Raw genomic sequence first — 25,513 nt, forward strand, 5'->3', positions numbered from 1 at the left:
GGCTCCCGCAGGGTGCCCGCTGCTCGTTTCGCCGCGGATGCCGCATCCTTGAGGTGTGGAGTTCCTCGGGGACGAGTCGGTCGAGCGGGAGGGGAGGGCGCAGGGGATGAGTTCCGGCGCACCTGCTCATAACGCTTCGGTGCACAACGACGGGCACGGTGCCGCGGCCGGTCCGGCCGCAGTGCACCATGGACCGATGCGCGATGACGAGGCGGTCACTGCCGTGGGGACGATCGGATCGCTCGTCCATCGCGCCGTGGACGGCGACGAGCAGGCCACGCACGACCTGCTGGCTCATGTCCACCCCCTGGCGCTGCGCTACTGCCGCACCCGGCTGTCCCGGCTGCCCGGCGACGCGCGCCACTTCGTGGAGGACCTCGCCCAGGAGGTCTGCGTCGCGGTTCTCCTCGCCCTGCCCCGCTACCGGGACACCGGCAGGCCCTTCGAGGCCTTCGTCTTCGCCATCGCCGCGCACAAGGTCGCCGACCTCCAGCGTGCCGCGATGCGCCATCCCGGCTCGACGGCGGTCCCGTCCGACGAGATGCCCGAGCGGCCGGACGACTCCCTCGGTCCTGAGGAGCGCGCCCTGCTCAGCAGCGACGCCGAATGGGCCAAGAAGCTCATGGCCAACCTGCCCGAGAACCAGCGGGAGCTGCTCCTGCTGCGCATCGCGGTGGGCCTCACCGCCGAGGAGACCGGCCAGATGTTGGGAATGTCACCCGGTGCGGTCCGCGTGGCCCAGCACCGGGCGCTGAGCAGACTGCGGGCGCTCGCCGAGCAGTAGCCGTCCGCAGGGGTCCCTTCGGAACAGGCGTCTCTGAACGGGTCGCCGAGCCTTTCCGTACGAACATACGAAGCCCGGAGTCACGTCCGGCCGTGGAATTCGGGAGGTGCGCTTCCCGTTAGCATGGACATCCGCACCGATCAAGGCCATTTGGGGAAGGTGTCATGACTGCCAACGTCGACGGAGTGCCCGGAAAATTCGCGACCCTCGGGCTCACCTACGACGACGTGCTGCTGCTGCCGGGCCCGTCGGACATGGCTCCCGACGAGATCGACACCGCCTCGTACGTCTCCAAGAACGTGCGGGTGAACATCCCGCTCCTGTCCGCCGCCATGGACAAGGTCACCGAATCGCGCATGGCGATCGCGATGGCCCGCCAGGGCGGCGTCGGTGTTCTGCACCGCAACCTCTCGATCGAGGACCAGGCCAACCAGGTCGACCTCGTGAAGCGCTCCGAGTCCGGCATGGTGACCGACCCGATCACCATCCACCCGGAGGCCACGCTCGCCGAGGCCGACGCGCTCTGCGGCAAGTTCCGCATCAGCGGCGTCCCGGTCACCGACGGCAACAAGCGCCTGCTCGGCATCGTCACCAACCGCGACATCGCCTTCGAGACCGACCGCACGCGCCGCGTGCACGAGGTCATGACGCCGATGCCGCTGGTCACCGGCAAGGTCGGCATCTCCGGCGTCGAGGCCATGGAGCTGCTGCGCAAGCACAAGATCGAGAAGCTTCCGCTGGTCGACGACGAGGGCGTCCTCAAGGGCCTCATCACGGTCAAGGACTTCGTCAAGGCGGAGAAGTACCCGCACGCCGCGAAGGACGCCGAGGGCCGTCTGCTGGTCGGCGCCGCCGTCGGCGTGGCCGGCGACTCCTTCGAGCGGGCCCAGGCCCTCATCGAGCGGGGCGTCGACTTCATCGTCGTGGACACCGCCCACGGCCACTCGCGGCTCGTCGGCGACATGATCGCCAAGATCAAGTCGAACCACACGCGTGTGGACGTCATCGGCGGCAACATCGCCACCCGCGACGGCGCCCAGTCCCTGGTGGACGCGGGCGCCGACGCGATCAAGGTCGGCGTCGGCCCGGGCTCCATCTGCACCACCCGCGTGGTCGCCGGCATCGGCGTCCCGCAGGTCACCGCCATCTACGAGGCCGCGCTCGCCGCCAAGGAGGCCGGCGTCCCGGTCATCGGCGACGGTGGCCTCCAGTACTCCGGCGACATCGCCAAGGCCCTGGTCGCGGGCGCCGACACGGTGATGCTGGGTTCGCTGCTCGCGGGCTGCGAGGAGTCGCCGGGCGAGCTGCTGTTCATCAACGGCAAGCAGTTCAAGTCCTACCGCGGCATGGGGTCCCTGGGCGCCATGCAGACCCGCGGCGAGCGCAAGTCGTTCTCCAAGGACCGCTACTTCCAGGAGGGCGTCGCCTCCGACGAACAGCTGATCCCCGAGGGCATCGAGGGCCAGGTGCCCTACCGCGGTCCGCTGTCCTCCGTCGTCCACCAGCTGGTCGGCGGTCTGCGCCAGTCGATGTTCTACGTCGGCGGCCGGACCGTGCCGGAGCTCCAGGACAACGGCCGCTTCGTCCGGATCACGTCCGCGGGCCTCAAGGAGAGCCACCCGCACGACATCCAGATGACGGTCGAGGCGCCGAACTACAGCCGCAAGTGACCCTCACGCGCGCGTGAAGCGCGCGCACGGCGTGCCAAGGGCGGTCCCGGAGACTCCGGGGCCGCCCTTGGCGTACCCGTCGGCGATACTGGAAGACGCTGCAACGCATCAGGGAAAGGCCACACACGTGACTGAGATCGAGATCGGGCGCGGCAAGCGCGGCCGCCGGGCGTACGCCTTCGACGACATCGCCGTCGTCCCCAGCCGCCGTACGCGGGACCCGAAGGAGGTCTCGATCGCCTGGCAGATCGACGCCTACCGGTTCGAGCTGCCCTTCCTGGCCGCCCCCATGGACTCGGTCGTCTCCCCGGCCACCGCCATCCGCATCGGCGAGCTGGGCGGCCTCGGCGTCCTCAACCTCGAGGGCCTGTGGACCCGGCACGAGGACCCGCAGCCGCTGCTCGACGAGATCGTCGAGCTGGACGCGCAGACCGCGACCCGCCGCCTCCAGGAGATCTACGCGGCTCCCATCAAGGAGGAGCTGATCGGGCAGCGCATCAAGGAGGTGCGCGACTCGGGCGTGGTCACCGCGGCCGCGCTCTCCCCGCAGCGCACGGCCCAGTTCTCCAAGGCCGTCGTGGACGCGGGCGTCGACATCTTCGTCATCCGCGGCACGACCGTCTCCGCGGAGCACGTGTCCGGCTCGCACGAGCCGCTGAACCTCAAGCAGTTCATCTACGAGCTCGACGTGCCGGTGATCGTCGGCGGCTGCGCCACCTACACGGCGGCCCTGCACCTGATGCGCACGGGCGCGGCGGGCGTCCTGGTCGGCTTCGGCGGCGGCGCGGCGCACACCACGCGCAACGTGCTGGGCATCCAGGTCCCGATGGCGACGGCGGTCGCGGACGTGGCGGCGGCCCGCCGCGACTACATGGACGAGTCCGGCGGCCGGTACGTGCACGTGATCGCGGACGGCGGCGTCGGCTGGTCCGGTGACCTGGCCAAGGCGATCGCCTGCGGCGCCGACTCGGTGATGATGGGCTCGCCGCTCGCGCGCGCGACCGACGCGCCGGGCCGTGGCCACCACTGGGGCATGGAGGCGGTCAACGAGGAGCTGCCGCGCGGGCAGAAGGTCGACCTCGGCACGGTCGGCACCATCGAGGAGGTCCTCACGGGCCCCTCGCACACGCCCGACGGCTCGATGAACCTCTTCGGCGCCCTGCGCCGCGCCATGGCCACCACCGGCTACAGCGAGCTCAAGGAGTTCCAGCGTGTCGAGGTGACGGTCGCGGACTCGGTGCACCGGCGCTAGGCGTTTTTTCCACGTCGGCAGGGGCCGGTCGACTCACTCGGGTGAGATGGCCGGCCCCTCTCGCACGCCCCTCACCCCTCCCCGCGGGCGTCGGGGCCAGTGGCGCGGGACGGGGGCGCGCGGTCGCGTTCGAGGCGGAACCGGGCTGGTCAGGGGTCGCGGGCGGGAGCGTCCCGGGGCGGCGCCCCGGTGCCCGGAGCCCGGGGCGGCCGTGCGGGCCCCGGCTCACAACCGGTGCGCTGCCCCCGTCGGGGTGGCGCCCCGCGTGTCCAGCAGCAGCTGTGCCTTCACCGACAGGCCCTGGAGGTCGTACGTCCGGTGCTGCTGGAGGAGGATCGTCAGGTCGGCGTCGGCGGCGGCCTCGTAGAGGGAGTCGGCACGCGGCACCGGGCGGTCCAGGACGCTCCAGGACGGGACGTGCGGGTCGTTGTAGCTGACGGCCGCGCCGAGCTCCATCAGGCGGACCGCGATCTCGCGCGCGGGGGTGTTCTGCTGGTCGGCGAGGTCGGGCTTGTAGGTGACGCCGAGCAGCAGCACGCGCGCGCCCCGTGCCGACTTGCCGTGCTCGTTGAGGAGCGCGGCGGCGCGCTGGACGACGTAGCGGGGCATGCGGTTGTTGACCTGCTGGGCCAGTTCGACCAGGCGCAGCGGGCTGCCGGGGTGGCCGGTGCGGTCCAGGGGCGCGGAGTGGCCGCCGACGCCGGGGCCGGGACGGAAGGCCTCGAAGCCGAAGGGCTTGGTCTCCGCGCAGCGGACGACGTCCCACAGGTCGACGCCCAGGTCGTGGCAGAGGACGGCCATCTCGTTGACGAGGGCGATGTTGACGTGCCGGAAGTTGGTCTCCAGGAGCTGCACGGTCTCGGCTTCCCGCAGGCCACGCGCGCGTACCACCTTGTCGGTCAGCCGGCCGTAGAAGGCGGCGGCGGACTCGGTGCAGGCGGGGGTGAGGCCGCCGATGACCTTCGGGGTGTTGGCCGGGTTGAAGGCGCGGCTGCCGGGATCGACCCGGCTGGGTGAGTAGGCGAGGTGGAAGTCGCGGCCCGCGCGGAGGCCGGAGGTCTCCTCGAGCAGCGGCCGCAGGAAGTCCTCGGTGGCGCCGGGGTACACGGGCGACTCGAGGATCACGGTGGTGTGCGGGCGGAGGTGGCCGGCGAGGGTGCGGGCGGCCGCCTCCAGCTGGCTCAGGTCGAGTCCGCCGTCCGCGTCGCGCGGGGTGGGGGCGCAGATGACGGCGGTGCGCACCCGGCCCAGCTCCGCGGGGTTGGTGGCGGGCCGGAAGCCTCCCGAGAGCATCCGGCGCAGTTCGGCGGGGCTGAGCGAGCCGGCCTCGGGGCCGGTGCGGTAGCCGATGGTGGGGATTCCGGCGGCCACGGCGGCCTGGGCCAGGGGCAGGCCGAACGGGCCGAGTCCGATGACGGCGAGATCTGCGGGCATGGCGTATGCCGTCCTTCCCAGTAACCGAGGTGGGACAGGTGCGCAAGCCCGGTGGACAGAGTGGACGAGCGCAATGTCAGACTAGGAGTAAATATGACCGTTATGTGGGATTGATCGACTGTGTTGGCCTTTGTGTCGATCGACCGGCGCGTGTGGTGTTCCGGGAGGCGTGTCGGCGGGCGGTGACCGGCCGTGTCGCCGCCTGTGTTTTCCGGAAGGCCGTGTCGGGTTCCGTGAGAGTTGTCCACAGGCTGGGGGCGAGTGGTGGCTGAAGCCGGGCATCGCGGTCAGAATTTGGGCATGAGGGATACGAACCGGATCTCGCCCTGAGGGTGCGGCCGGCGCGACCTACAGCGGGAGGCAGTGGTGAGGACAGCGACACTGGGGCCGGCACAACGAGCCGAGTCACTGGCAGCCATGGCCGAGCGGGAGCTGGACGTGCTGGTGGTGGGAGCCGGCGTGGTCGGCGCGGGCACCGCCCTCGACGCCGTGACGCGCGGTCTGTCCACGGGACTGGTCGAGGCGCGCGACTGGGCGTCGGGCACGTCCAGCCGGTCCAGCAAACTGATCCACGGTGGCCTGCGCTACCTGGAGATGCTGGACTTCGCGCTCGTGCGGGAGGCGCTGAAGGAGCGCGGGCTGCTGCTGGAGCGGCTCGCCCCGCACCTGGTGAAGCCGGTGCCCTTCCTGTACCCGCTCCAGCACAAAGGCTGGGAGCGGCTGTACGCCGGGTCGGGCGTCGCGCTCTACGACGCGATGTCCATGGCCCGCGGACACGGCCGGGGCCTGCCGACGCACCGCCACCTGACCCGCGGTCACGCCCTGCGCGTCGCCCCCGCCTTGAAGAAGGAGGCGCTGGTCGGGGCGTTGCAGTACTACGACGCCCAGATGGACGACGCCCGCTTCGTCGCCACCCTCGTGCGTACCGCCGTGGCCTACGGGGCCAAGGCGGCCAACCGCGCGCGGGTGACCGGCTTCCTGCGCGAGGGCGAACGCGTCGTGGGCGCGCGCGTGCAGGACGTCGAGGGGGGCGGGGAGTACGAGGTCCGCGCCAAGCAGGTCGTCAACGCCACGGGTGTGTGGACCGACGACACCCAGGCGATGGTGGGGGAGCGCGGGCAGTTCCACGTCCGTGCGTCCAAGGGCATCCACCTCGTCGTGCCGAGGGACCGGATCAGCTCCTCCTCGGGTCTGATCCTGCGCACCGAGAAGTCCGTGCTGTTCGTCATCCCGTGGGGCCGGCACTGGATCATCGGCACCACCGACACCGACTGGGACCTCGACAAGACCCATCCGGCCGCCTCCAGCGCGGACATCGACTACCTGCTGGAGCATGTGAACTCCGTCCTGCGGGTGCCGCTGACCCGCGACGACGTCGAGGGCGTCTACGCCGGGCTGCGGCCGCTGCTGGCCGGCGAGTCCGAAGCCACCAGCAAGCTCTCGCGGGAGCACACCGTCGCGCATCCGGTGCCGGGCCTGGTGGTGGTGGCGGGCGGCAAGTACACGACCTACCGGGTGATGGCGAAGGACGCGGTCGACGAGGCGGTGCGCGGGCTCGACCAGCGGGTCGCCGACTGCGTCACGGAGGACGTGCCGCTGATGGGCGCGGAGGGCTACCGGGCGCTGTGGAACGCGCGGGCGCGGATCGCCGCGCGGGTCGGCCTGCACGTGGTGCGGGTGGAGCATCTGCTGAACCGTTTCGGGGCGATGGCGGAGGAGGTGCTGGACCTCATCACCGCCGACCCGACGCTCGGTGAGCCGCTCCAGTTCGCCGACGACTACCTGCGCGCCGAGATCGTCTACGCCGCCTCCCACGAGGGAGCACGGCACCTGGACGACGTCCTGACGCGCCGCACCCGGATCTCCATCGAGACCTTCGACCGCGGCACGCGCAGCGCCCGTGAGGCCGCCGAGCTGATGGCGCCGGTCCTGGGCTGGGACAAGGACCACATCGAACGCGAGGTCCAGCACTACGAGAAGCGGGTCGAGGCCGAGCGCGAGTCCCAGCGCCAGCCCGACGACCTGACGGCGGACGCGGCCCGCCTGGGAGCGCCGGACATCGTGCCCCGCTGACACCCCCTCGCGGGCTCGCAGGTCGGGTCGGGTCGGTCAGGTCGGGGCGCGTCCGGCGGGCGCCCGGGCCCGGCCTGGGCCTGGGTCCGGCCCGGCCCTGGGGCACGGTCCCGTTGGGGCCCGCTCGGGTCCGGCCCGGGTGCAGCCGCCCGGATGCGGGCCCCGGTTCCGGTCCGGCCGGGTCGGGGTCCGGGTTCGGGTTCGGTTCGTGTCGAGGTGCGGGTCGGGTTCGGCTCCGGCCCGCAGCCTTGTCCGGCTCCGGCTCCGGCTCCGGCCAAGTCCGGGTCAGGTCCAGGCCCGGACCCTTTTTCGCGCCCGCCTCCGCGCCCGCCTCCGCGCCCGCCTCCGCGCCCGCCTCCGCGCCCGCCTCGGCGTTCGCCTCCGCCCGCGACCTCACCTCCCCCCCCGCCCCGCCTCCGCGCCCGCCTCGGCGTTCGCCTCCGCCCTCGACCTCACCTCCCCCCGCCCCACCTCCCCCCGCCCCCGCCCCCGCCCTCCGCTTTCGCAGGGGCGTTTCACTCGAACGGGTGTAGTGATGCGGGATATCCGTTCGGTGTCGGATCGTTCTACGGATTGCGAGGGCAGAACTCGGCGGCGAGCAAGGCCGGTTCGAGGGCGGGGTCTGCGATCGCCGTCGTGTTCACCCGAAAAGTGAGGACACGCCGACCGTCGAGGGTGGCCGCGGTGCGCACGTAGCTGCCCGAGATCCGGCCGTTGTGCCCCCACACCGTGACGCCGCACGGAAGCTTCGCGGGGAACAGGCCCATGCCGTACGAGCCGCGTGCGGTACGGGTGTCGAGCATCGCGCGCAGCAGGCGCGGGGGCAGCAGTTCGCCGCCGAGCAGCGCCGCGTAGAAGCGGTTCAGGTCGGTGAGCGTGGTCACCAGCTCGCCCGCGGCCCCGGCCACCCGCGGGTCGAGTGCGGTGACGTCGGTCCCGTCCGGGTCGTAGGCGCGGCCGTGCGGGGAAGGCAGAGAGGTCAGGGAGCCGGGGAAGGAGGTGCCCGTCAGACGCAGGGGAGTGATGATCCGCCGCTCCGCCTCCGTGGCGTACGAGCGGCCGGTGACCTGCTCGACCACGAGGCCGAGCAGGACGTAGTTGGTGTTGGAGTAGGCGAAGCGGCCGCGGTCGGCCGGAGGGTGGGTGACAGCGATACGGACGGCTTGGAGCGGGAGGACGGGGACGGTGCCCTCGGTGTCCCGGGTGAAGTCGTACAGGCCACTGGTGTGGGTGAGCAGGGAACGCAGGGTCAGCGCGCGCCCGTCGTTGCCCGCTCCGCGCACCAGGCCCGGCAGGTGCGACTCCACCGTGTCGGACAGCGACAGCCGTTGCTCGGAAGCCAGTTGGAGCACGACGGTCGCGAGGAAGGTCTTCGTGATGCTGCCGGCCCGGAAGTGGTCGGACCGGGAGACGCCCGGGCCGGTCTCCGCGTAGCGGGTGCCGGTCTCCTCACGGGCCAGCAGGGCGGCGGCGGGCGCCTCGCCCCGGGTGAGGAGGAGCGGGAGGAGGGAGTCCGTGGGTGGTTCGGGCGCCGCCTGTGAACCGGCCGCGAACAGGCCGAGGAATGTGAGGGCCATGGGTACGGCCAAGCTCCGAAGCGGTCGCATCACGGGTCCTCCCTTCTTCTCTCCTCGCCCGGCAGGCTCATCATCCAGGGCCGGTCGTGCCTTCGTTCATCGGGTCCCCGCATCACGAAAGGGGCTCGTGGGGGTGCCGTGGCCGGAGCGTGCTGCACCTTCTGGCCGGAATGCGCCGCTCCTGTGTGCGGTCGGGAGGCGGTGAGGGGCACCCTGGGCGTCGGGCACTTGTCGGGTGAGGGACAATGGAGGCTCTGTCAGGGCGGGTTGCATGAGGGGACGCATGTCGGAGGCGGAGCGGGCGGGAGCATCCCGTCAGGACAAGAGCGCACGTCTCCTCGCCGGGCGGTACCGGCTGGGAGATGTACTCGGCCGCGGCGGCATGGGGACGGTGTGGCGCGCCGAGGACGAGACCCTCGGACGCACGGTCGCCGTCAAGGAGCTGCGGTTCCCGGGGAACATCGACGAGGACGAGAAGCGCCGGCTGATCACCCGGACGCTGCGCGAGGCCAAGGCCATTGCGCGGATCCGCAACAACAGCGCGGTGACGGTCTTCGACGTGGTCGAGGAGGACGACCGGCCGTGGATCGTGATGGAACTCGTCGAGGGCAAGTCGCTCGCCGAGGTCATCCGTGAGGACGGCGTGCTGGAGCCGAAGCGTGCGGCGGAGGTCGGGCTGGCCATCCTCGACGTGCTGCGTTCGGCGCACCGCGAGGGCATCCTGCACCGTGACGTGAAGCCGTCGAACGTGCTGATCGCCGAGGACGGCCGGGTCGTGCTCACCGACTTCGGCATCGCGCAGGTCGAGGGCGACCCGTCGATCACCTCCACCGGCATGCTCGTGGGCGCGCCCTCGTACATCTCCCCGGAGCGGGCCCGCGGTCACAAGCCGGGTCCCGCGGCCGACCTGTGGTCGCTCGGCGGTCTGCTGTACGCGGCGGTCGAGGGCTCGCCCCCGTACGACAAGGGTTCGGCGATCGCCACGCTCACCGCGGTGATGACCGAGCAGTTGGAGGAGCCGAAGAACGCGGGTCCGCTGAGGGACGTCATCTACGGCCTGCTCACCAAGGATCCCGCGCGACGGCTCGACGACGCCGGTGCGCGGGCGATGTTCAACGCGGTGCTGCACGCCCCCGAGCCGCGGCAGGCGGAGCCGATGGACGCGACGAGGGTCGTGCCCTTGCCGGCGCTGCCGGACGGCGCCGGAGGCAGGGGGAACTCGGCTGGCGCGGAGGCGGGCGAGAAGCTGCGCGGCGCGTTCCGCTCCGTGCGCAAGGCCGCCGTCGCGGCGGGCGCCGCGACCTCGGCGGCCGCGGCCCGCGCCAAGTCGGCGAACGGCGCGAGCGCTTCGGGTTCCGTGGGCGCGACCGAGACGCGGGGGAGCGAGGCGCAGCGGGGTGGTGCGGCCCGTGGCGCCGGGACCACCGCCTCCGCGGCCGCTTCGCCCGCCGAGCCCGCGGCCCCGGCTTCCCGGGGCGCGACGGGGTCGGCGTCCGCCTCGGCGGCCGGGTCGGCGACCAGGCCGGTGTCCGGTGCGGCGCAGGCGTCCGCGTCCGTGCCGGCGGCGCGTTCCGGCTCGGAGGCGGCTGCGGGAGCCGGTGCTGCTTCCGGCGCCGGTGGTTCGGGGGGCAGCGGCGGGGGTGGCGGGCGGAGTTCCGGTTGGCCCGTGATGACGCCGCCGGATCTGCCGCCGCGATCCGTGCCCAGGGCGCCGCTGACCGATGTGGTGCCCAAGCGGACGCTGGTGATCATCGCCGTGGTCGTGGCGCTCGCGGTGCTCGGAACCGTGCTGGCCCTGACCCTCGGCGGTGACGACGACACCGCCGGCGGCGCGCAGGGCGGCGGCGGTTCCCGGACGGTGGCCAGCGGCAGCGCGAACTCCAGCGCCGACACCAAGGAGGACGAGGACAGCGGGACCCGTACGGACGGAGCGTCGGCCTCGCAGTCCGCCGCGGCCTCCGGTTCCGCGTCGGGCGACACCTCCGCCGCCGGTGGCGCCGGATCCGGCGCCACCCCGTCCGGGAACAGCGCGACGACGCCGTACACAGGCGGTCAGGGGTACACGATCGGCCTGCCCGCGGGATGGAAGTACCAGACATCGGACTCCGCGGGGGACCGATTCACGGGGCCCGACGGACAGAAGCTGCTCATCGCCTGGACGACCACGCCCAAGGACGACCCCGTCGCCGACTGGAAGAACCAGGAGCGCTACATGACGCGCTCCCAGTACAAGAAGATCCGAATAGACAAGGTGGACTATCGCGGCTGGAACACGGCCGACTGGGAGTTCACCTACACGGACGGCGGGACGGCGTACCGCACCATCGACCGGGGGTTCGTCGTGAACGACGGTCTCGGGTACGCGCTGATGTACACGGCCAAGTCCGCCGCATGGGGCAGCGACCTGCGGCAGACCACCTGGACGACGCTGACGAACACCTTCACGCCCAAGAAGTAGCGGCCGCCGGGTGGCCGTGTTCGGGGGTGAGATCTGGCATCCCCTCTTTGCGGGTTGCCTCCGGCACGTATCGTGAGTGCTTGCGGACCGTACGCATCCAGCTATTCGGCCGGATACGGCTGTAACGGCACGCGAAACGAACGGAATTGACCGACCGGGCGGCGGGGGAGGCAACGTGGACGACTACGCGGGTCGAGTACTCGTCGACCGATACCGCCTGCCGTTGCCGCCCTCCGACGAGTTCGAACTCACCGAGTCGCGCGCCTTCGACACCTACAGCGGACAGGAAGTCCTGGTCCGCCAGGTGCCGTTGCCGGAGGTGGTCGAGGCCGAGGTGCTCGACGCCGAGGGGCTGCCCGAGGGCTTCACGGCGCGGGACCGCGGGGCACGGCGCCCCGGGTCCCGGGGCGTGGGCGTGGGTGCGGGGACGCGACGGCCCGCCGATCCGGTCGTCCGGCGTGCCATGGAGGCGGCGCAGGCCACCGCGAGCATTCCCGACCATCCGCGCCTCGACCAGGTCTTCGACGTGTTCGCCGAGGGCGGCTCGCTGTGGATAGTGAGTGAACTGGTGGCCGCACGGCCGCTGTCGGCGCTGCTCGCCGAGAAGCCCCTGACGCCGTACCGGGCGGCCGAGGTCGCCTCCGACGTGCTCATGGCGCTGCGGGTGCTGCACGGTCACGGCTGGGTGCACCGGAACATCACCGCGCGCACCGTCCTCGTCTGCGACGACGGGCGGGTCATGTTGACCGGCCTGGCGGTCGGCGCGGCGGAAGAGGCGCTGTGCGGGTACGACCCGGTCCCGGCGCCCGACGCGACGGAACGCGGGCCGGGCGTGGCGGGCCGCGGGAACGGCGGCGCGGGCCACGGCGGGAGCGCGGTCGCACCCCGGGCTTCCGCGACGGCGCCCCGGCAGGACGGACCGGGCGCTCTCGTCGGCCCCGCGGGTCCCGGTGGCCCGGGCGGCTTCGGTGGCTTCGGCGGTTCCGCCGGCGTCGGACCGGGCGGGATCGGCCCCGGTGGCGGTGGGACCGGCGCCGGCGCGGTCGATCCCGAGGCCGCCCGGCGGGCGGCCATAGAGGCGCGAGGGTCCGGGGCGTTGCCGGTGCCGGCGGGGGAGCCGTCCGATGGCGGCGCAGCGTCCGGAGCGGTGGCCCGCAGGGAGCCGGCGGAGACCGGTGGGGACATCCGGGCCGCGCGCGCCGGAGCGATCGCCGCGTACCGCGCGGGAGCGCGGGCGGCCGCCCGGGTGCAGGAGGCCCAGGAGGCCCAGCAGAACGGACGGGCGGCCCTGCCCGGCGCCCGCACCCCGGCCGACGAGAGCCGCGGGACCCCGGCAGGCGGTCCCCCCGGGCAGATCGCCGACCCCTACGGCGTCTCGGGCGCCCCCGTGCCCGGCCCCGTCGGGTACGGCCAGGGCCAGCCCGCTCACGTCCACGCCGCCGGACCCGGTCCGGGCGGCGCGCCGTATGCCGTTCCCCAGGCCCCGCACCCTTCGCTCACGCCCGTTCCCGGCGCCCAGGTGCCCGCGCAGGGGCAGAGCCAGGGGCCGTCGGGCGAGGCGCGGGGCGGGTCCCGGTGGGACGAGCCGGTGGCCGGGGCGCCCGGGAGCGCGGCGCGGCGCGGGCCCGCCACCGCGTTGGCCGCCGAGCGGGCGCGCCAGGCGCGGATGGCCGTGGTCGGGCCGGTCACCGAACGATGGGCGCCGGAACAGGCCGGACCGGTGCACGAGAACTGGCAGTTGGCCGCGCCGATCGGCCCCGCGACCGACCTGTGGGCGCTCGGCGCGCTGCTCTTCCGCGCCGTACAGGGACACGCCCCCTACCCGGAGGAGTCGACGGCCGAGCTGGTGCAGATGGTGTGCGCCGAGCCGCCCGCCTTCGCCGAGGAGTGCGGACCGCTCAGGCCGGTCGTGGAGTCGCTGCTGCGCCAGGACCCGACCGAGCGCCTCGACTTCGAGGAACTGCGGGGCTGGCTGCGCTCGCTGGTGCGGTCCGCGCCGGAGCCGGAGGCGGGCACGTACGTCGTCGCCGCGCCGCCGACCGATCCGCGCCGGCTGCCGATCGTCCGCCGCCGGGGCGAACTGGTGCGCCGACGGCGTGCCGGTCTGCCCGCCACCCACGGGCGGCACAAGCGCGGCCGGCCGGAGCCGAGCGGTTCCCCCCGCAGTCTGGGCCGCACGCTGCTGGTGCTGATCCTGCTCCTGCTGGCCGGGGCGATCGCCTACGCCGTGATGTTCATGCCCAAGGCGGACGAGGAGGGCGCGGCCGGCACGGACGGCTCGCAGCGGACCGGGGCCACGGGGTCGCAGGGCGGCCAGGCCCCCGAGGCGAGCAGCGAACCCCGCCCCGACCAGACCTCACCGGGCGGCGCCTCCCCGTCCTCCGGGTCCTCGGGGGCGGAGGCCACCCAGACGCAGAACGGCGGGTCCGGGACGGACGTCGCCGACGGGTTCACCGTCCGCACGGACGACGCCGGCTTCCGGGTCGCCGTGGCCAACGGCTGGGACCGCACCCCGAAGAACGGGCGCGGCCAGGTCGTGTACGCGCACGGGGACTTCGAGCTGATCGTGGTGCCCGGCCGCGACAGCGCGGCCTCGAACGGCGGCGACCCGATGGTCTACCAGCGGGAGAAGGAGAGCGAGCTGCAGCCGTACCGCGACTCCAGCTGGGCGACGGCCTCCGGGCTGCGCACGACGACGGTGGGCGCCCGGACCATGGCCGAGGGGCAGTTCACCTGGACCGACGCCGACGGGCGGGCGCTGTACGTCCGCAACGTCGCGATCCTCATCTCGGGGCGGTACCACATCGTGCAGGTCAGAGGGCCGGAGGCCGAGCGCGACGAGGTCACCCGGCTGTTCGAGCAGGCGTCGGCCACCTACCAGTACACCGGCTGACCGCCCGTCCGGCCCCCTCCGGTTCCCTCCCGGTGGTGGAAGCGACAACCGTCACAGTGCTGTCACCTTGGCACCCCGCCGGTTCCCCGGAAGCTGCCCGGTCTTTAGGCTGACGCTGTCAAGAGCATTGCGGGGCAACGTGAATCAGATGCAGGGCCTGCTCCTGGCGGGTCGCTACCGGCTCGCCGACGCCATCGGGAGCGGCGGTATGGGCCGCGTGTGGCGCGCGCACGACGAGCTGCTCCACCGGGCCGTCGCCATCAAGGAGTTGACGGCGGCGCTCTACGTCGCGGAGAGCGACCAGGCGGTTCTGCTGGCGCGGACCCGGGCTGAGGCCCGCGCGGCCGCGCGGATCAACCACTCCGCGGTGGTCACCGTGCACGACGTGCTCGAACACGACGGCCGTCCGTGGATCGTGATGGAGCTGGTCGAGGGCCGCTCACTGGCCGACGCCGTCAAGGAGGACGGGCGGATCGAGCCCACCGAGGCGGCCCGGATCGGCCTGTGGGTGCTGCGCGCACTCCGCGCCGCGCACTCCGCCGGAGTCCTGCACCGTGACGTCAAGCCGGGCAACGTGCTGCTCTCGCACGACGGCCGCGTCCTGCTCACCGACTTCGGCATCGCGCAGATCGAGGGCGACAGCACCATCACCCGGACCGGGGAGGTCGTCGGCTCGGTCGACTACCTGGCCCCCGAGCGGGTGCGCGGGCAGGACCCCGGCCCGTCCTCCGACCTGTGGGCGCTCGGTGCGACGCTGTACACGGCGGTCGAGGGGCGGTCGCCGTTCCGGCGCACCTCGCCGCTGACCACGCTGCAGGCCGTCGTCGAGGAGGAGGCCGCCGACCCCGGGTACGCCGGTCCGCTCGGCCCCGTCATCAGCGCCCTGCTGCGCAAGGACCCGGCCGCCCGCCCCGACACCGCCGAGACCGAGCAACTCCTCGCCGAGGCGGCCGAGGGCCGACGCCCCAGCGGGGCGCAGGCGTACGTGCCGACGCAGTACGGGGGACCCGACCGGACGCCGGGGGACCGCCGCTCCGCGCCGCACCCGCTCTCCCCTCCGACGGCCGGCACCGCGTACGTGCCGGTGGCGCCGGATGCCGCGACACCCGTACCCGGTCACCCGGCGACCGCCGCGACCGCCGTGGGCCCGACACACCTCGGCCCGGCCACCCGGCCGGCCCAGCCGCCCCGGCGCCGTCGTCGGGTGCTGGCCCTCGTCGTCGTCCTCGCCGCGCTGGTCGGCGGGGGTACGGCGGTGGCGTGGCAGAAGTGGGACGAGGGCCGGCAGGGCGACGGCGGGTCCGCGTCGGCGTCCACCTCGCCGAGCCCGAGCGCCCCCTCCGGGACGAGCACCCCCGGTGGGCAGGGCGCCGACACCTGGGAGAAGATCGACGACCCGCTGGGCTTCGGGCTCTCCCTCCCCGAGGGCTGGGAGCGGGAGGTGTTCCAGGACGACGGCGACCTCAAGCAGATCGACTACTCGCCCGACGGCGGCGAGCACTTCCTCCGGATCGCCCTCGACAAGTCCCCCGACTTCAGCGACCCTTACGCGCACCAGATCGACCTCGAACAGCAGTTGGAGCGGCTGGTCGACTACCACCGGGTCACCCTGGAGAAGAACGTCTACCGCGACCGGGAAGGCTCCGAGTGGGAGTACACCTGGACCGCGCTGGCCAAGGACACGAAGTTCCCGGGGCCGCGCCGCGCGATCGAGGAGACGTATGTGTCCCGCGACGGCACCGAGTACGCGATCTACATGTCCTCGCCCGCCGAGGACTGGACCGAGGCGGCCAAGCAGTTCACATCCGTACTGCAGAGCTGGCGGGAGTCGACTTCGTAGGGTTCGCCCGTCCCGGTAGTTGGCCGGACGGCGCCCCGGAGGCGTGACGTCCGGTGGGGCATGATGGGCCCATGGGGACCGAGGGGGACGGCGTTCGGGTCATCGCGGGCCGTTACCGGCTGGACGCGAGACTCGGACGCGGAGGCATGGGCGTCGTGTGGGGCGCCACCGACCAGTTGCTCGGACGGCGGGTCGCCGTCAAGGAGCTGACCCAGGACGACACGCTCTCCGACGAGGAGGCGCGTGGCCGCCGTGACCGGACACTGCGCGAGGCCCGCGCGGTGGCCCAGCTGAGCCACCCGCACATCATCGTCGTGCACGACGTCGTCGAGGACGGCGAACGCCCGTACATCGTCATGGAGTTGATCGACGGCGGCTCGCTGGCCGACCGGATCGCCGCGCACGGTCCGATCGAGCCGGCCGAGGCGGCCCGGATCGGCATCGCCCTGCTCGGCGCCCTGCGCGCCGCGCACGCGGCCGGGATCCTGCACCGGGACATCAAGCCCGCCAACGTCCTGCTCGAAGGCGACGGAGACCGCGTCGTCCTCACCGACTTCGGCATCGCGCAGGTCGCGGGCGCCACCACGCTCACCGAGACCGGGTCGTTCGTCGGCTCGCCCGAGTACACCGCGCCGGAGCGGATGTCCGGGGCGCGGACCGGCGCGGAGGCCGACCTGTGGTCGCTGGGCGCGCTGCTGTGCACCGCGCTGAGCGGCGAATCGCCCTTCCGCCGCGACTCGTTGGGCGGCATCCTGCACGCCGTCGTCTTCGCCGATATCCGGACACCGCCGCAGGCCGAGCCGTTGCTGCCGGTCGTCCGGGGGCTGCTGGAGCGCGACCCGGACCGGCGGCTCGGCGCCGCGGAGGCGGAGCGGCTGCTGCGCGCCTATCTGGACACCGGCCGTACGCCGACGCCGGTGTCGTCGAGATACACGCCGACCCAGGCCGATCTGCCCCGGCCGCGGTGGGAGCCGCCGGGCAGGGAGCGTTCCACGCGGGGCGTGCTCGTGGCCGCGCTGCTGGTCGCCGCGATGGCGGGGGCGGGCGTGTCGGCGGCGGCGCTGCTGCTGAACGGCGACGGCGACGGCGGGCGCACCCCCACGAGTTCGGCGCCCGGGTTCCCGGCGAGCGGCTCGGCGAGCCCCACGCCCACCGGGTCCCCCTCGGTCCCCCGCACGCCGTCCGGTTCCGGCAGCTCCTCCCGGCCCGCGTCGTCCTCCCCGCCCGGCTCCGCGTCCCCCGCCTCGGACGACCGCCCCGGCACGCCCACCGCCCCCTCCGGCTACCGGGTGGCGGTGGATCCCGCCGGCTTCTCGCTCGCCGTCCCGGAGGACTTCACCCGCCTGCCCCAGGGCGAGCGGGTCTTCTACATGTCCCCGGGGCAGGTCTTCCGGCTCGGCGTCAAGATCGCCGCCGCGCCCGCCGGCGGCCCGCTCGCGGTGATGCGGGCGGCCGCCGCCAGGGGCCCGGACACCAACCCCGGTTACCACGACGGCCGGGTCACCGAGACCGGCCACGGCGGGAGCCCCGCCGCCCTCTGGGAGTTCACCTGGGACGGCTTCAGCGCGGCGGAGGGGCCCCGGCACACCTACGACCTGTGCTGGGAGGAGGGCGGGCTGCTGTACGACGTATGGGTGTCGGCGCCCGTCGGGAAGGTGCGGGAGGCGCGGGAGTACTTCGACGTCGCGGTCGACACGTTCACCGTATCGACCTAAACGGGAGATAAGGAACGTTGCGCGTCACGGGTCTGTGACCGGTGGCCGCCGTCGGTGGATACCGGCCTGTCTGGCGCGATATGGATGGACCCATGAGTTTCGACGGGGGCACCGGCCACGAGGCCGACGAGACGACGAGTTTTGTTCTGCAACCGCCCAGGCCGGTACCGCAGCAGCAGGCAGCGGCACCCGTCCGGGTCGCCCCGCCGCAGGAGCCCGGCGTCGGGCGGCTCATCGCCGGACGCTACCGGCTGCTCGCCAAGCTCGGCCACGGCGGCATGGGCACGGTGTGGCGCGCCAAGGACGAGACGGTGGACCGCGAGGTCGCCGTCAAGGAACCCCGCGTCCCGGACCACCTTCCCGAACGTGAACAGGCCAACGCGTTCGAGCGGATGCGCCGCGAGGCGCGGGCCGCGGCCCGCCTGGACCATCCGGCCGTGGTGAACGTGCACGACGTCGCGGTCGTCGACGGCCGGCCGTGGATCGTGATGGAGCTGGTCCACGGACGCTCGCTCGGCGACGCCCTCCAGGAGGGCACGCTCGGCGCACGCGAAGCGGCCAGGGTCGGCCTGGAGGTGCTCGGCGCGCTGGAGGCGGCGCACGCTGCGGGCATCCTGCACCGGGACGTGAAGCCGGACAACATCCTTCTCGGCCGCCACGACCGGATCGTCCTCACGGACTTCGGCATCGCCCAGATCGAGGGCGAGACCAACCTGACCGACACCGGCGGCTTCGTCGGCTCGCCCGAGTACATCGCCCCCGAGCGGGTGCTCGGCCAGCGTCCCGGCCCGGCCTCCGACCTGTGGTCCCTGGGCGTGGTGCTGTACGCGGCGACGGAGGGCGTCTCGCCGTTCCGGCGCAGCAACACCCCGGCCACGCTCCAGTCCGTCCTCAACGCGGTCCCCGCGCCGCCCGCCGCCGCGCAGGGCCCGCTCGCCGAGGCCGTCAACGGGCTGCTGGAGAAGGACCCGGCGCGCCGCCCGGCCGCCGCGCGGGTGCGGGCCCTGCTGGAGGCCGCCGCGAACCCGCCCGTCTCCCCGCCCACCCAGGTCGTACGCGAGGTGGAGGTCCCGCGCGCCCGGCGGCGGCTCGGCCGCGCGGTGTGGACCGGTCTCGGGGCGGCGGTCGTCGCGGCGGCGGCTGCGGCGTACCTGGTGGTCGCCGACCCGTTCGCGGGGCCGCTGCCGGACGGCTGGGCGACGAAGCCCGAGAAGGAGGTCACCGCGACACTGGCGGTGCCCGACACCTACGTGCGCGGCGAGCCCGGCAAGAACGCCGCCGAGGACGAGCACTGGGTCAGCTACACCGATCCGAGCGGCGCGATCTCGGTCGTCCTGCTGGTGGACCGCAAGGCCGAGGACACCGGCCACGAGATCAAGGCCTCCGCGGCCGCCGAGATGTACGCCGACGACGGGGACTTCAAGGAGTCCGGCAGCTACGAGCTCGAGATGCCGGAGGGGCCGAAGACCCGGACCGACGACAACATGACCTTCCACGACCGCAAGGCCGCCGGGAACACGGTCGAGTACACCACCACCGACACCCAGGAGCCGGCCCCGCGCGAGCTCAGGATCCTGTACTACAAGTCGACCGGCGGAGACATGTACAAGCTGATGATCGGCTACCCGGGCAAGGGCGACTTCACTCAGCGCGGCCGCGAGGTGGCCCGCACCGCGATCGCCAACCTGAAGATCGACAAGCTTTAGTTTCGTCCGGTCCGGGCCGGTCCGGGCCGGTCCCGTCCGGTCACCGGCAGGCGGTGGCGGGCGCTCACCCGGGAGCCTTGCGCGCCCGAGTGCGGAGCTGCCTCCGCCGCACCCCGCACTCGCGGCGGCGCGGAGCCGTCCGATCCTCGAACGAGACGGCGAAGGGCGGGAGTTGGAGATACCGGCACACTTCGCCGGGTCGGGTGCGGTGGAGGTGTGACGGCCGGAATCGGGACGGTTCGCCGTGGGCAGGTGAGGGCGCCGGAGATCGTGGTAGTCATGGAGGCATGAGCAACGACGGGGACCCCGGCGGCGCCGAAGGCCGGACGGTGGGCGGGCGTTACCGGCTGCTGGAACGTATCGGCTCCGGCGGCATGGGGACCGTCTGGCGGGCCCGCGACGAGCTCATGGAACGCGAGGTCGCCGTCAAGCAGCCCCGGCTGCCCGGCGGTCCCGAGGACGACTTCCACCGGCGGGCCGCCCATCGTCTGCACCGCGAGGCCAGGGCCGCCGCCCGTGTCGACCACCCCTCCGCCGTCGTCATCCACGACGTCGTGGTGGAGGAGGGGGCGGGCGCCGAGGCCGAGGGCGGACTCCCCTGGATCGTCATGGAGTTGGTCCGTGGCGAGTCCCTGCACCAAGTGCTGGAGCGCGGTCCTCTAGAGCCGGTCGAGACCGCCAGGATCGGGCTCGCCGTCCTGGGCGCCCTGCGTGCGGCGCACGCCGTCGGCATCGTCCACCGGGACGTGAAGCCCGCCAACGTCCTGCTCGGGCCGCCCCCGCTGCCCCTCTCGACTTCGCCGGAGCGGGGGCAGCCTCATGGCCGGGTCGTCCTCACCGACTTCGGCATCGCCCACATCCAGGGCGAGGAATCCCTCACCGTCAGCGGCGAGTTCGTCGGCTCGCTGGAGTTCGTCGCGCCCGAGCGGATGTCCGGACGCGGCGGCGGCCCCGCCTCCGACCTGTGGTCCCTGGGCGTCCTGCTGTATGCGGCCGTCGAGGGCCGGTCCCCGTTCCGCCGTACGACCGTGGAGGCCACCCTCGCCGCGGTCGTCGCCGCGGACCCACCCGCGCCGAAACAGGCGGGCCCGCTCGGTCCGCTCGTCGTACGGCTCCTGGTACGCGACCCGGTACAGCGTCCCGACCCGGCGGAGGTCGCCGAGATCCTCGCCGCGATCGCGGAGGGCCGCCCGGCTCCGGGTCCGGCCGGGGAGCAGGGGAGGCAAGGGGCGCACGGGGCGGACGCGGAACGGAAGCACGGGGAGCCCGGGACGGGGGCTGCGGCCGAGGCGCAGGAGAAGGCGGAGGCGGAGGCGGCGGATGCCGCGGACAGGGGGACGGCGGCTCCCGCGGAGACCGAGCCTCAGGACGCGCAGGCCCGCGAGCAGTCCGGCGAGGACGCGGGCACGGTGCGCGTGGCGGCGGCGCGACCGGACCCGGCAGGACCGGACCCGGCAGGACCGGACCCGGCAGGACCGGACCCGGCAGGACCGGACCCGGTACGACCGCACGCCGCAGGACCGCACCCCGCAGGACCGGACCCGGTACGACCGGACGCCGCAGGACGGGACCCGGTACGACCGGACGCCGCAGGACCGCCCCCCGCAGGTCCGCACCCCGAAGGGCCGCACCCCGCAGGACCGGACCCCGCGAGACCCGGCGCACCGTCGACGGCGGCCGACGACCGTGGGCCGCGCCCCCGCCCGGCCCCGGCCACCGGGCCCGGGGCGGCCGGCGCGGGTCGTCTCGGGCGGACGCCGGCCCGTCGCTCGCTGACCCTGGCCGTGCTCGCCGGGCTGCTCGCCGGCGGGACCTGGTGGGGGAGCGCCTGGCTCGGCGGAGCCGACAGCGGCGCGGCGGAGCGGCCGGTGACCTACGCGGGCTCCGCGTCGACGGAACCCTCCGCTCCCTCCTCCTCCTCCGCGTCCCTTTCCGCCTCCGCCTCCGCCTCCGCCTCCGCCTCCGCCTCCGCCGACGCGGGGACGCGGTGGGTCGCTCACCGCGAGGCCGGACTGGCCGCCGTCCTCTCCCTCCCGAGCCGGTACCGGCAGTCGGCCCGGCAGGGCGGCGCGGCGGAGCAGCCGCGTCTGGTCGTCTACTCGGCGGGCTCGGTCGACGTACGCCTCAGCCTGTGGGACGAGGCGCCCGCCGCCCCGATGGCCAGGGCGGCCCAGGCGCACGAGACCTGGGCCGGCCGGGCCCGGGACGCGCGCACCCAGACCACCCGCACCAGCTTCCACGGCGCCGACGCCGCCCTCGCCGACACCACCTACGGTCTGGACGACACCCCGACCCGGGTCATGCAGCTGTTCGTCCGCACCACGGACGCCCGCATGTACGAGCTGCGCGTCGACATGCCCAAGGGAACGCCAGAGGAGAAGCAGGGCACGGCGGTGTTCGAGGAGGCGCGCGATCGGCTCGAGATCGGCAAATGACCGGGCATAACGTCCTGATCAGCAGGTTTGTTGCCAGTGAACGCTGGCGCCATGTGTGCGGTCGGTGAAACCGTATTACCGGCGGGTACCCAAAGTCTTCCCCACGTCATACTCTGCGCCTCATGACGGACTCGCAGGCCCCGGAAAAGACCGGCACCGAGATCAGTGGGACGACCACGACCGGTACCAACCCCCTTGCTCCCGCCCCCACCGGCGTCCGTACCGCCGCGGACGTGGTCACCCCGGAGCTGGTGGCCCAGCTCACCAAGGGCGTGACCGGCTCCGGTCGCACCGCCAACCACACGCCGTTCACCGGCGCGAAGCTGGCCGACCTGCCCGAGTCCACGCCCGACGACGTGCTCAAGGCCTTCGAGGCGGCCCGCAGGGCGCAGGCGGTCTGGGAGAGGACGCCCGTGCGGGAACGCGCCGCCGTCCTGCTCCGCTTCCACGACCTGGTGCTGGAGCGGCAGGCCGAGGTGCTCGACCTCATCCAGCTGGAGACCGGCAAGGCCCGCCTGCACGCCCACGAGGAGGTGCAGGCCGTGGTGGTCGCCGCCCGGCACTACGGCCGCAAGGCCCCCGCCTACCTCCGTCCGAAGCGGCACGCGGGCGCCATGCCGACCCTGACGAAGGTGACCGAACTGCGCCACCCGCGCGGTGTCGTGGGCCAGATCGCCCCCTGGAACTACCCCCTGGAGCTGTCGGTCGGGGACGCGCTGCCGGCGTTCGTGGCGGGCAACGCGGTCGTGATGAAGCCGGACACGGAGACCTGTCTGACCGCTCTGTGGGCGCGTGACCTGCTGGTCGAGGCGGGTCTGCCGGCCGAGGTCTTCCAGGTCGTGCTCGGTGAGGGTCCCGTCGTCGGCCCGGAGATCGTCCGGCACGCCGACTACGTCTCGTTCACCGGCTCCACCCGCACCGGCCGCGAGGTCGCCCAGGGCGCCGCCGCCCGTCTCGTCGGGGTCTCCCTCGAACTGGGCGGCAAGAACGCCATGCTGGTCCTCGATGACGCCGACATGGAGAAGGCCGCGGCCGGCGCGGTCCGCGCCTGCTTTTCCTCGGCGGGTCAGCTCTGCATCTCCATCGAGCGGCTGTACGTCCACGAGTCGATCGCGGACGCCTTCGTCGAGCGCTTCGCCGCCCGCACCAAGGCCATGCGCCTGGGCACCTCCCTGGCCTACGGCGCCGACATGGGGTCCCTGGTGGGCGAGCGTCAGCTGGAGACGGTGACCCGGCACGTGGAGGAAGCCGTAGCCAAGGGCGCCAAGGTCGTCGCCGGCGGGGTCGCCCGCCCCGACATCGGCCCGTACTTCTTCGAGCCGACCATCCTCGACGGAGTCACGGAGCCCATGTCCGTCTGCGCCGAGGAGACCTTCGGCCCGGTCGTCTCGATCTACCGCTTCAAGACCGACGACGAGGCCGTAGAGCAGGCCAACTCCACACCGTACGGCCTGAACTCGTCGGTCTGGACGAAGGACGGCCGTCGCGGCCGGGACGTCGCCTCCCGGCTGCGCACCGGCACCGTGAACGTCAACGAGGGCTACGCCCCGGCCTACGGCAGCGTCCAGTCCCCGATGGGCGGCATGAAGGACTCCGGTCTCGGCCGCCGCCACGGCTCCGAGGGCATCCTCAAGTACACCGAGGCCCAGACGGTGGCCCAGCAGCGCCTCCTGCCGATGGCTCCGGCCCTGGGCATGGACGACGAGAAGTACGCCCGGTTCATGAGCACGAGTCTGAAGGTCATGAAGGCCCTCCGGCTCAGGTGAGGGACCGGCGCGCGGGGCCGCATCGACGCGCGGCCCCGCCGCGGGAGCGCCAGCAACCAGTACTGCCCGCACGGACACTCAAAGAGGAGCAAACGTGCCCCAGGACACCTACGACTACGACGTCCTCGTCGTCGGTTCCGGCTTCGGCGGCTCGGTGACCGCCCTGCGCCTGACGGAGAAGGGCTACCGGGTCGGCGTCCTGGAGGCGGGCCGCCGGTTCACCCGGGAGTCGCTGCCCAGGAACTCCTGGGACCTGAAGAACTACCTCTGGGCCCCCCGGCTCGGCATGTACGGCATCCAGCGCATCCATCTGCTGGGCAACGTCATGGTGCTGGCCGGCGCGGGCGTCGGCGGCGGCTCGCTCAACTACGCCAACACCCTCTACGTACCGCCGAAGCCCTTCTTCGACGACCCCCAGTGGCGTGACATCACCGACTGGCAGGAGGAGCTGAAGCCGTACTACGACCAGGCGCGGCGCATGCTGGGCGTGCGGCTCAACCCGACGACGACCCCGTCCGACGTGCATCTGAAGGCGGCCGCCGAGCGGATGGGCGTCGGCGACACCTTCCACATGGCGCCCGTCGGTGTGTTCTTCGGCGACGGCGAGGACGCCGACGGGAAGACGAAGGCCGCGCCGGGCGAGCAGGTCGCCGACCCCTACTTCGGGGGCGCCGGCCCGGCCCGCAAGGCCTGCACCGAGTGCGGCGAGTGCATGACCGGCTGCCGGCACGGCGCGAAGAACACCCTGAACGAGAACTATCTCCACCTCGCCGAGAAGGCGGGCGCCGTCGTGCACCCGCTGACCACGGTCGTGTCGGTCACGGACGACTCGCAGGGCGGCTACGCGGTCGCCACGCTTCCCACCGACGACCGCCGCAAGGCGAAGGGCCGGGTCTTCAAGGCCCGCCGCGTGGTGCTCGCCGCGGGGACCTACGGCACCCAGACGCTCCTGCACCGCATGAAGGCGAACGGCCAACTGCCTTATCTCTCGGAGCGGTTGGGCGAGCTGACGCGCACCAACTCAGAGGCGCTGGTCGGCGCGCAGACCGACGACCGCCGCTACCGCAAGGTGACCGGCGCGGAGAGGGTGGACTTCACCCGCGGAGTCGCCATCACCTCCTCCGTCCACCCGGACGACAGCACCCACATCGAACCGGTCCGCTACGGCAAGGGTTCCAACTCGATGGGCGGCCTGTCGATCCTGCAGGTGCCGTACGCGGAGGGCTCGTCGAGGGTCGCGGGCTGGCTCGCGAACGCGGCCCGTCACCCGCTTCTCCTGCTGCGCTCGATCTCCAACCGCCGCTGGTCGGAGCGGACCATCATCGGCCTGGTGATGCAGTCCCTGGACAACTCGCTGACGACGTATCTGAAGCCGACGGGTGTGGGCAGGGGCCTGCTGACCGCACGCCAGGGGCACGGCGCCCCCAACCCCAAGCAGATCAAGGCCGCTTCCGAGGCCGCCTCCGCGATCGCCGCCGACATCAACGGCTTCGCCGGCTCCAACGTGGGCGAGCTGATGGGCACCCCGCTCACCGCGCACTTCCTCGGCGGCTGCCCGATCGGCGACTCCCGGGAGACCGGCGTCATCGACCCGTACCACCGCCTCTACGGCCACCCCGGCATCTCGGTCGTCGACGGCTCGGCGGTCTCGGCGAACCTGGGCGTGAACCCGTCGCTCACCATCACCGCCCAGGCCGAGCGGGCGATGTCGTACTGGCCGAACAAGGGCGAGACGGACCCTCGTCCGGCGCAGGGCACGGCCTACGAGCGCCTGAAGCCGGTGGAGCCGGTCAGCCCGGCGGTGCCGGCGGAGGCGTTCGGCGCGCTGCGCCTGCCCTTCCTGGGCATCCCGGCCGTCCCGCCCAAGCGGTAGGCGGTCCGCCCGGACCGAAGACGAAGGGACCTGCGCC

At 73.2% G+C, this 25,513-nt stretch carries 14 protein-coding genes; 12 read left to right on the plus strand and 2 right to left on the minus strand.

What is annotated here, in order from left to right; translation table 11 throughout:
* The first annotated feature begins 196 nt into the window (after positions 1–196).
* The 3 genes from J2X68_RS10805 to J2X68_RS10815 all read left to right on the plus strand — a co-directional run bounded on the left by J2X68_RS10805 (position 197) and on the right by J2X68_RS10815 (position 3,706).
* Positions 197–784 carry a sigma-70 family RNA polymerase sigma factor gene (locus J2X68_RS10805; protein ID WP_028807228.1) on the plus strand — a complete coding sequence of 196 codons (588 nt, stop codon included), beginning with the start codon at positions 197–199 and terminating at the stop codon, positions 782–784.
* 164 nt (positions 785–948) lie between these two features.
* Positions 949–2,454 (plus strand): IMP dehydrogenase, encoded by a 1,506-nt coding sequence (gene guaB / locus J2X68_RS10810; protein WP_310432236.1) that lies wholly within the window; start codon positions 949–951, stop codon positions 2,452–2,454.
* Between the two features lie 127 nt (positions 2,455–2,581).
* Positions 2,582–3,706 (plus strand): GuaB3 family IMP dehydrogenase-related protein, encoded by a 1,125-nt coding sequence (locus J2X68_RS10815; protein WP_057602914.1) that lies wholly within the window; start codon positions 2,582–2,584, stop codon positions 3,704–3,706.
* Between the two features lie 225 nt (positions 3,707–3,931).
* On the opposite strand, the gene J2X68_RS10820 is transcribed toward J2X68_RS10815, so the two are convergent.
* The gene (locus tag J2X68_RS10820) at positions 3,932–5,140 is read right to left on the minus strand and encodes a nucleotide sugar dehydrogenase (protein ID WP_310432237.1); all 1,209 of its coding nucleotides are present in this window, start codon (positions 5,138–5,140) and stop codon (positions 3,932–3,934) included.
* Between the two features lie 366 nt (positions 5,141–5,506).
* On the opposite strand from J2X68_RS10820, the gene J2X68_RS10825 reads away from it, so the two are divergent.
* Positions 5,507–7,213 carry a glycerol-3-phosphate dehydrogenase/oxidase gene (locus J2X68_RS10825; protein ID WP_310432238.1) on the plus strand — a complete coding sequence of 569 codons (1,707 nt, stop codon included), beginning with the start codon at positions 5,507–5,509 and terminating at the stop codon, positions 7,211–7,213.
* A 566-nt stretch (positions 7,214–7,779) separates the two neighbouring features.
* Here the strand turns inward: J2X68_RS10825 and J2X68_RS10830 are convergent.
* On the minus strand, positions 7,780–8,820 hold the full coding sequence (locus J2X68_RS10830) for a serine hydrolase domain-containing protein (RefSeq protein ID WP_310432239.1): 1,041 nt from the start codon (positions 8,818–8,820) through the stop codon (positions 7,780–7,782).
* A 253-nt stretch (positions 8,821–9,073) separates the two neighbouring features.
* Here J2X68_RS10830 and J2X68_RS10835 point away from each other — a divergent pair, with 253 nt between their 5' ends.
* From J2X68_RS10835 to J2X68_RS10870, 8 genes are all read left to right on the plus strand, one after another.
* Positions 9,074–11,248: a serine/threonine-protein kinase gene (locus J2X68_RS10835; protein ID WP_310432240.1), complete on the plus strand. Its 2,175-nt coding sequence runs from the start codon at positions 9,074–9,076 to the stop codon at positions 11,246–11,248.
* 175 nt (positions 11,249–11,423) lie between these two features.
* Positions 11,424–14,141 carry a protein kinase gene (locus tag J2X68_RS10840; RefSeq protein ID WP_310432241.1) on the plus strand — a complete coding sequence of 906 codons (2,718 nt, stop codon included), beginning with the start codon at positions 11,424–11,426 and terminating at the stop codon, positions 14,139–14,141.
* A 148-nt stretch (positions 14,142–14,289) separates the two neighbouring features.
* Complete coding sequence (locus J2X68_RS10845) at positions 14,290–15,981, plus strand: protein kinase domain-containing protein (RefSeq protein ID WP_310432242.1); 1,692 nt, start codon at positions 14,290–14,292, stop codon at positions 15,979–15,981.
* Positions 15,982–16,052: 71 nt separating this feature from the next.
* Positions 16,053–17,696 (plus strand): serine/threonine-protein kinase, encoded by a 1,644-nt coding sequence (locus tag J2X68_RS10850; protein ID WP_310432243.1) that lies wholly within the window; start codon positions 16,053–16,055, stop codon positions 17,694–17,696.
* A 92-nt stretch (positions 17,697–17,788) separates the two neighbouring features.
* Positions 17,789–19,402, plus strand: coding sequence for a serine/threonine-protein kinase (locus J2X68_RS10855; protein ID WP_310432244.1), 1,614 nt, complete (start codon positions 17,789–17,791; stop codon positions 19,400–19,402).
* A gap of 287 nt (positions 19,403–19,689) precedes the next feature.
* Complete coding sequence (locus J2X68_RS10860) at positions 19,690–21,837, plus strand: protein kinase domain-containing protein (protein ID WP_310432245.1); 2,148 nt, start codon at positions 19,690–19,692, stop codon at positions 21,835–21,837.
* Positions 21,838–21,959: 122 nt separating this feature from the next.
* Positions 21,960–23,603, plus strand: a complete 1,644-nt coding sequence (locus tag J2X68_RS10865) for a succinic semialdehyde dehydrogenase (RefSeq protein ID WP_310432246.1) — start codon at positions 21,960–21,962, stop codon at positions 23,601–23,603.
* Between the two features lie 94 nt (positions 23,604–23,697).
* On the plus strand, positions 23,698–25,476 hold the full coding sequence (locus tag J2X68_RS10870; RefSeq protein ID WP_310432247.1) for a GMC family oxidoreductase: 1,779 nt from the start codon (positions 23,698–23,700) through the stop codon (positions 25,474–25,476).
* Positions 25,477–25,513 lie beyond the last annotated feature (37 nt).

Origin of the sequence: Streptomyces sp. 3330, assembly GCF_031456635.1 — a bacterium.
Classification (GTDB): Bacteria; Actinomycetota; Actinomycetes; order Streptomycetales; family Streptomycetaceae; genus Streptomyces.

Bases quoted from the DNA above. Each gene is read 5' to 3' on its own strand.
- J2X68_RS10830 (WP_310432239.1), bottom strand. From the start codon at position 8,820: ATGCGACCGCTTCGGAGCTTGGCCGTACCCATGGCCCTCACATTCCTC.
- J2X68_RS10855 (WP_310432244.1), top strand. From the start codon at position 17,789: ATGAGTTTCGACGGGGGCACCGGCCACGAGGCCGACGAGACGACGAGT.
- J2X68_RS10865 (WP_310432246.1), top strand. From the start codon at position 21,960: ATGACGGACTCGCAGGCCCCGGAAAAGACCGGCACCGAGATCAGTGGG.
- J2X68_RS10850 (WP_310432243.1), top strand. From the start codon at position 16,053: ATGGGGACCGAGGGGGACGGCGTTCGGGTCATCGCGGGCCGTTACCGG.
- J2X68_RS10805 (WP_028807228.1), top strand. From the start codon at position 197: ATGCGCGATGACGAGGCGGTCACTGCCGTGGGGACGATCGGATCGCTC.
- J2X68_RS10860 (WP_310432245.1), top strand. From the start codon at position 19,690: ATGAGCAACGACGGGGACCCCGGCGGCGCCGAAGGCCGGACGGTGGGC.
- guaB (WP_310432236.1), top strand. From the start codon at position 949: ATGACTGCCAACGTCGACGGAGTGCCCGGAAAATTCGCGACCCTCGGG.
- J2X68_RS10835 (WP_310432240.1), top strand. From the start codon at position 9,074: ATGTCGGAGGCGGAGCGGGCGGGAGCATCCCGTCAGGACAAGAGCGCA.
- J2X68_RS10820 (WP_310432237.1), bottom strand. From the start codon at position 5,140: ATGCCCGCAGATCTCGCCGTCATCGGACTCGGCCCGTTCGGCCTGCCC.
- J2X68_RS10845 (WP_310432242.1), top strand. From the start codon at position 14,290: ATGCAGGGCCTGCTCCTGGCGGGTCGCTACCGGCTCGCCGACGCCATC.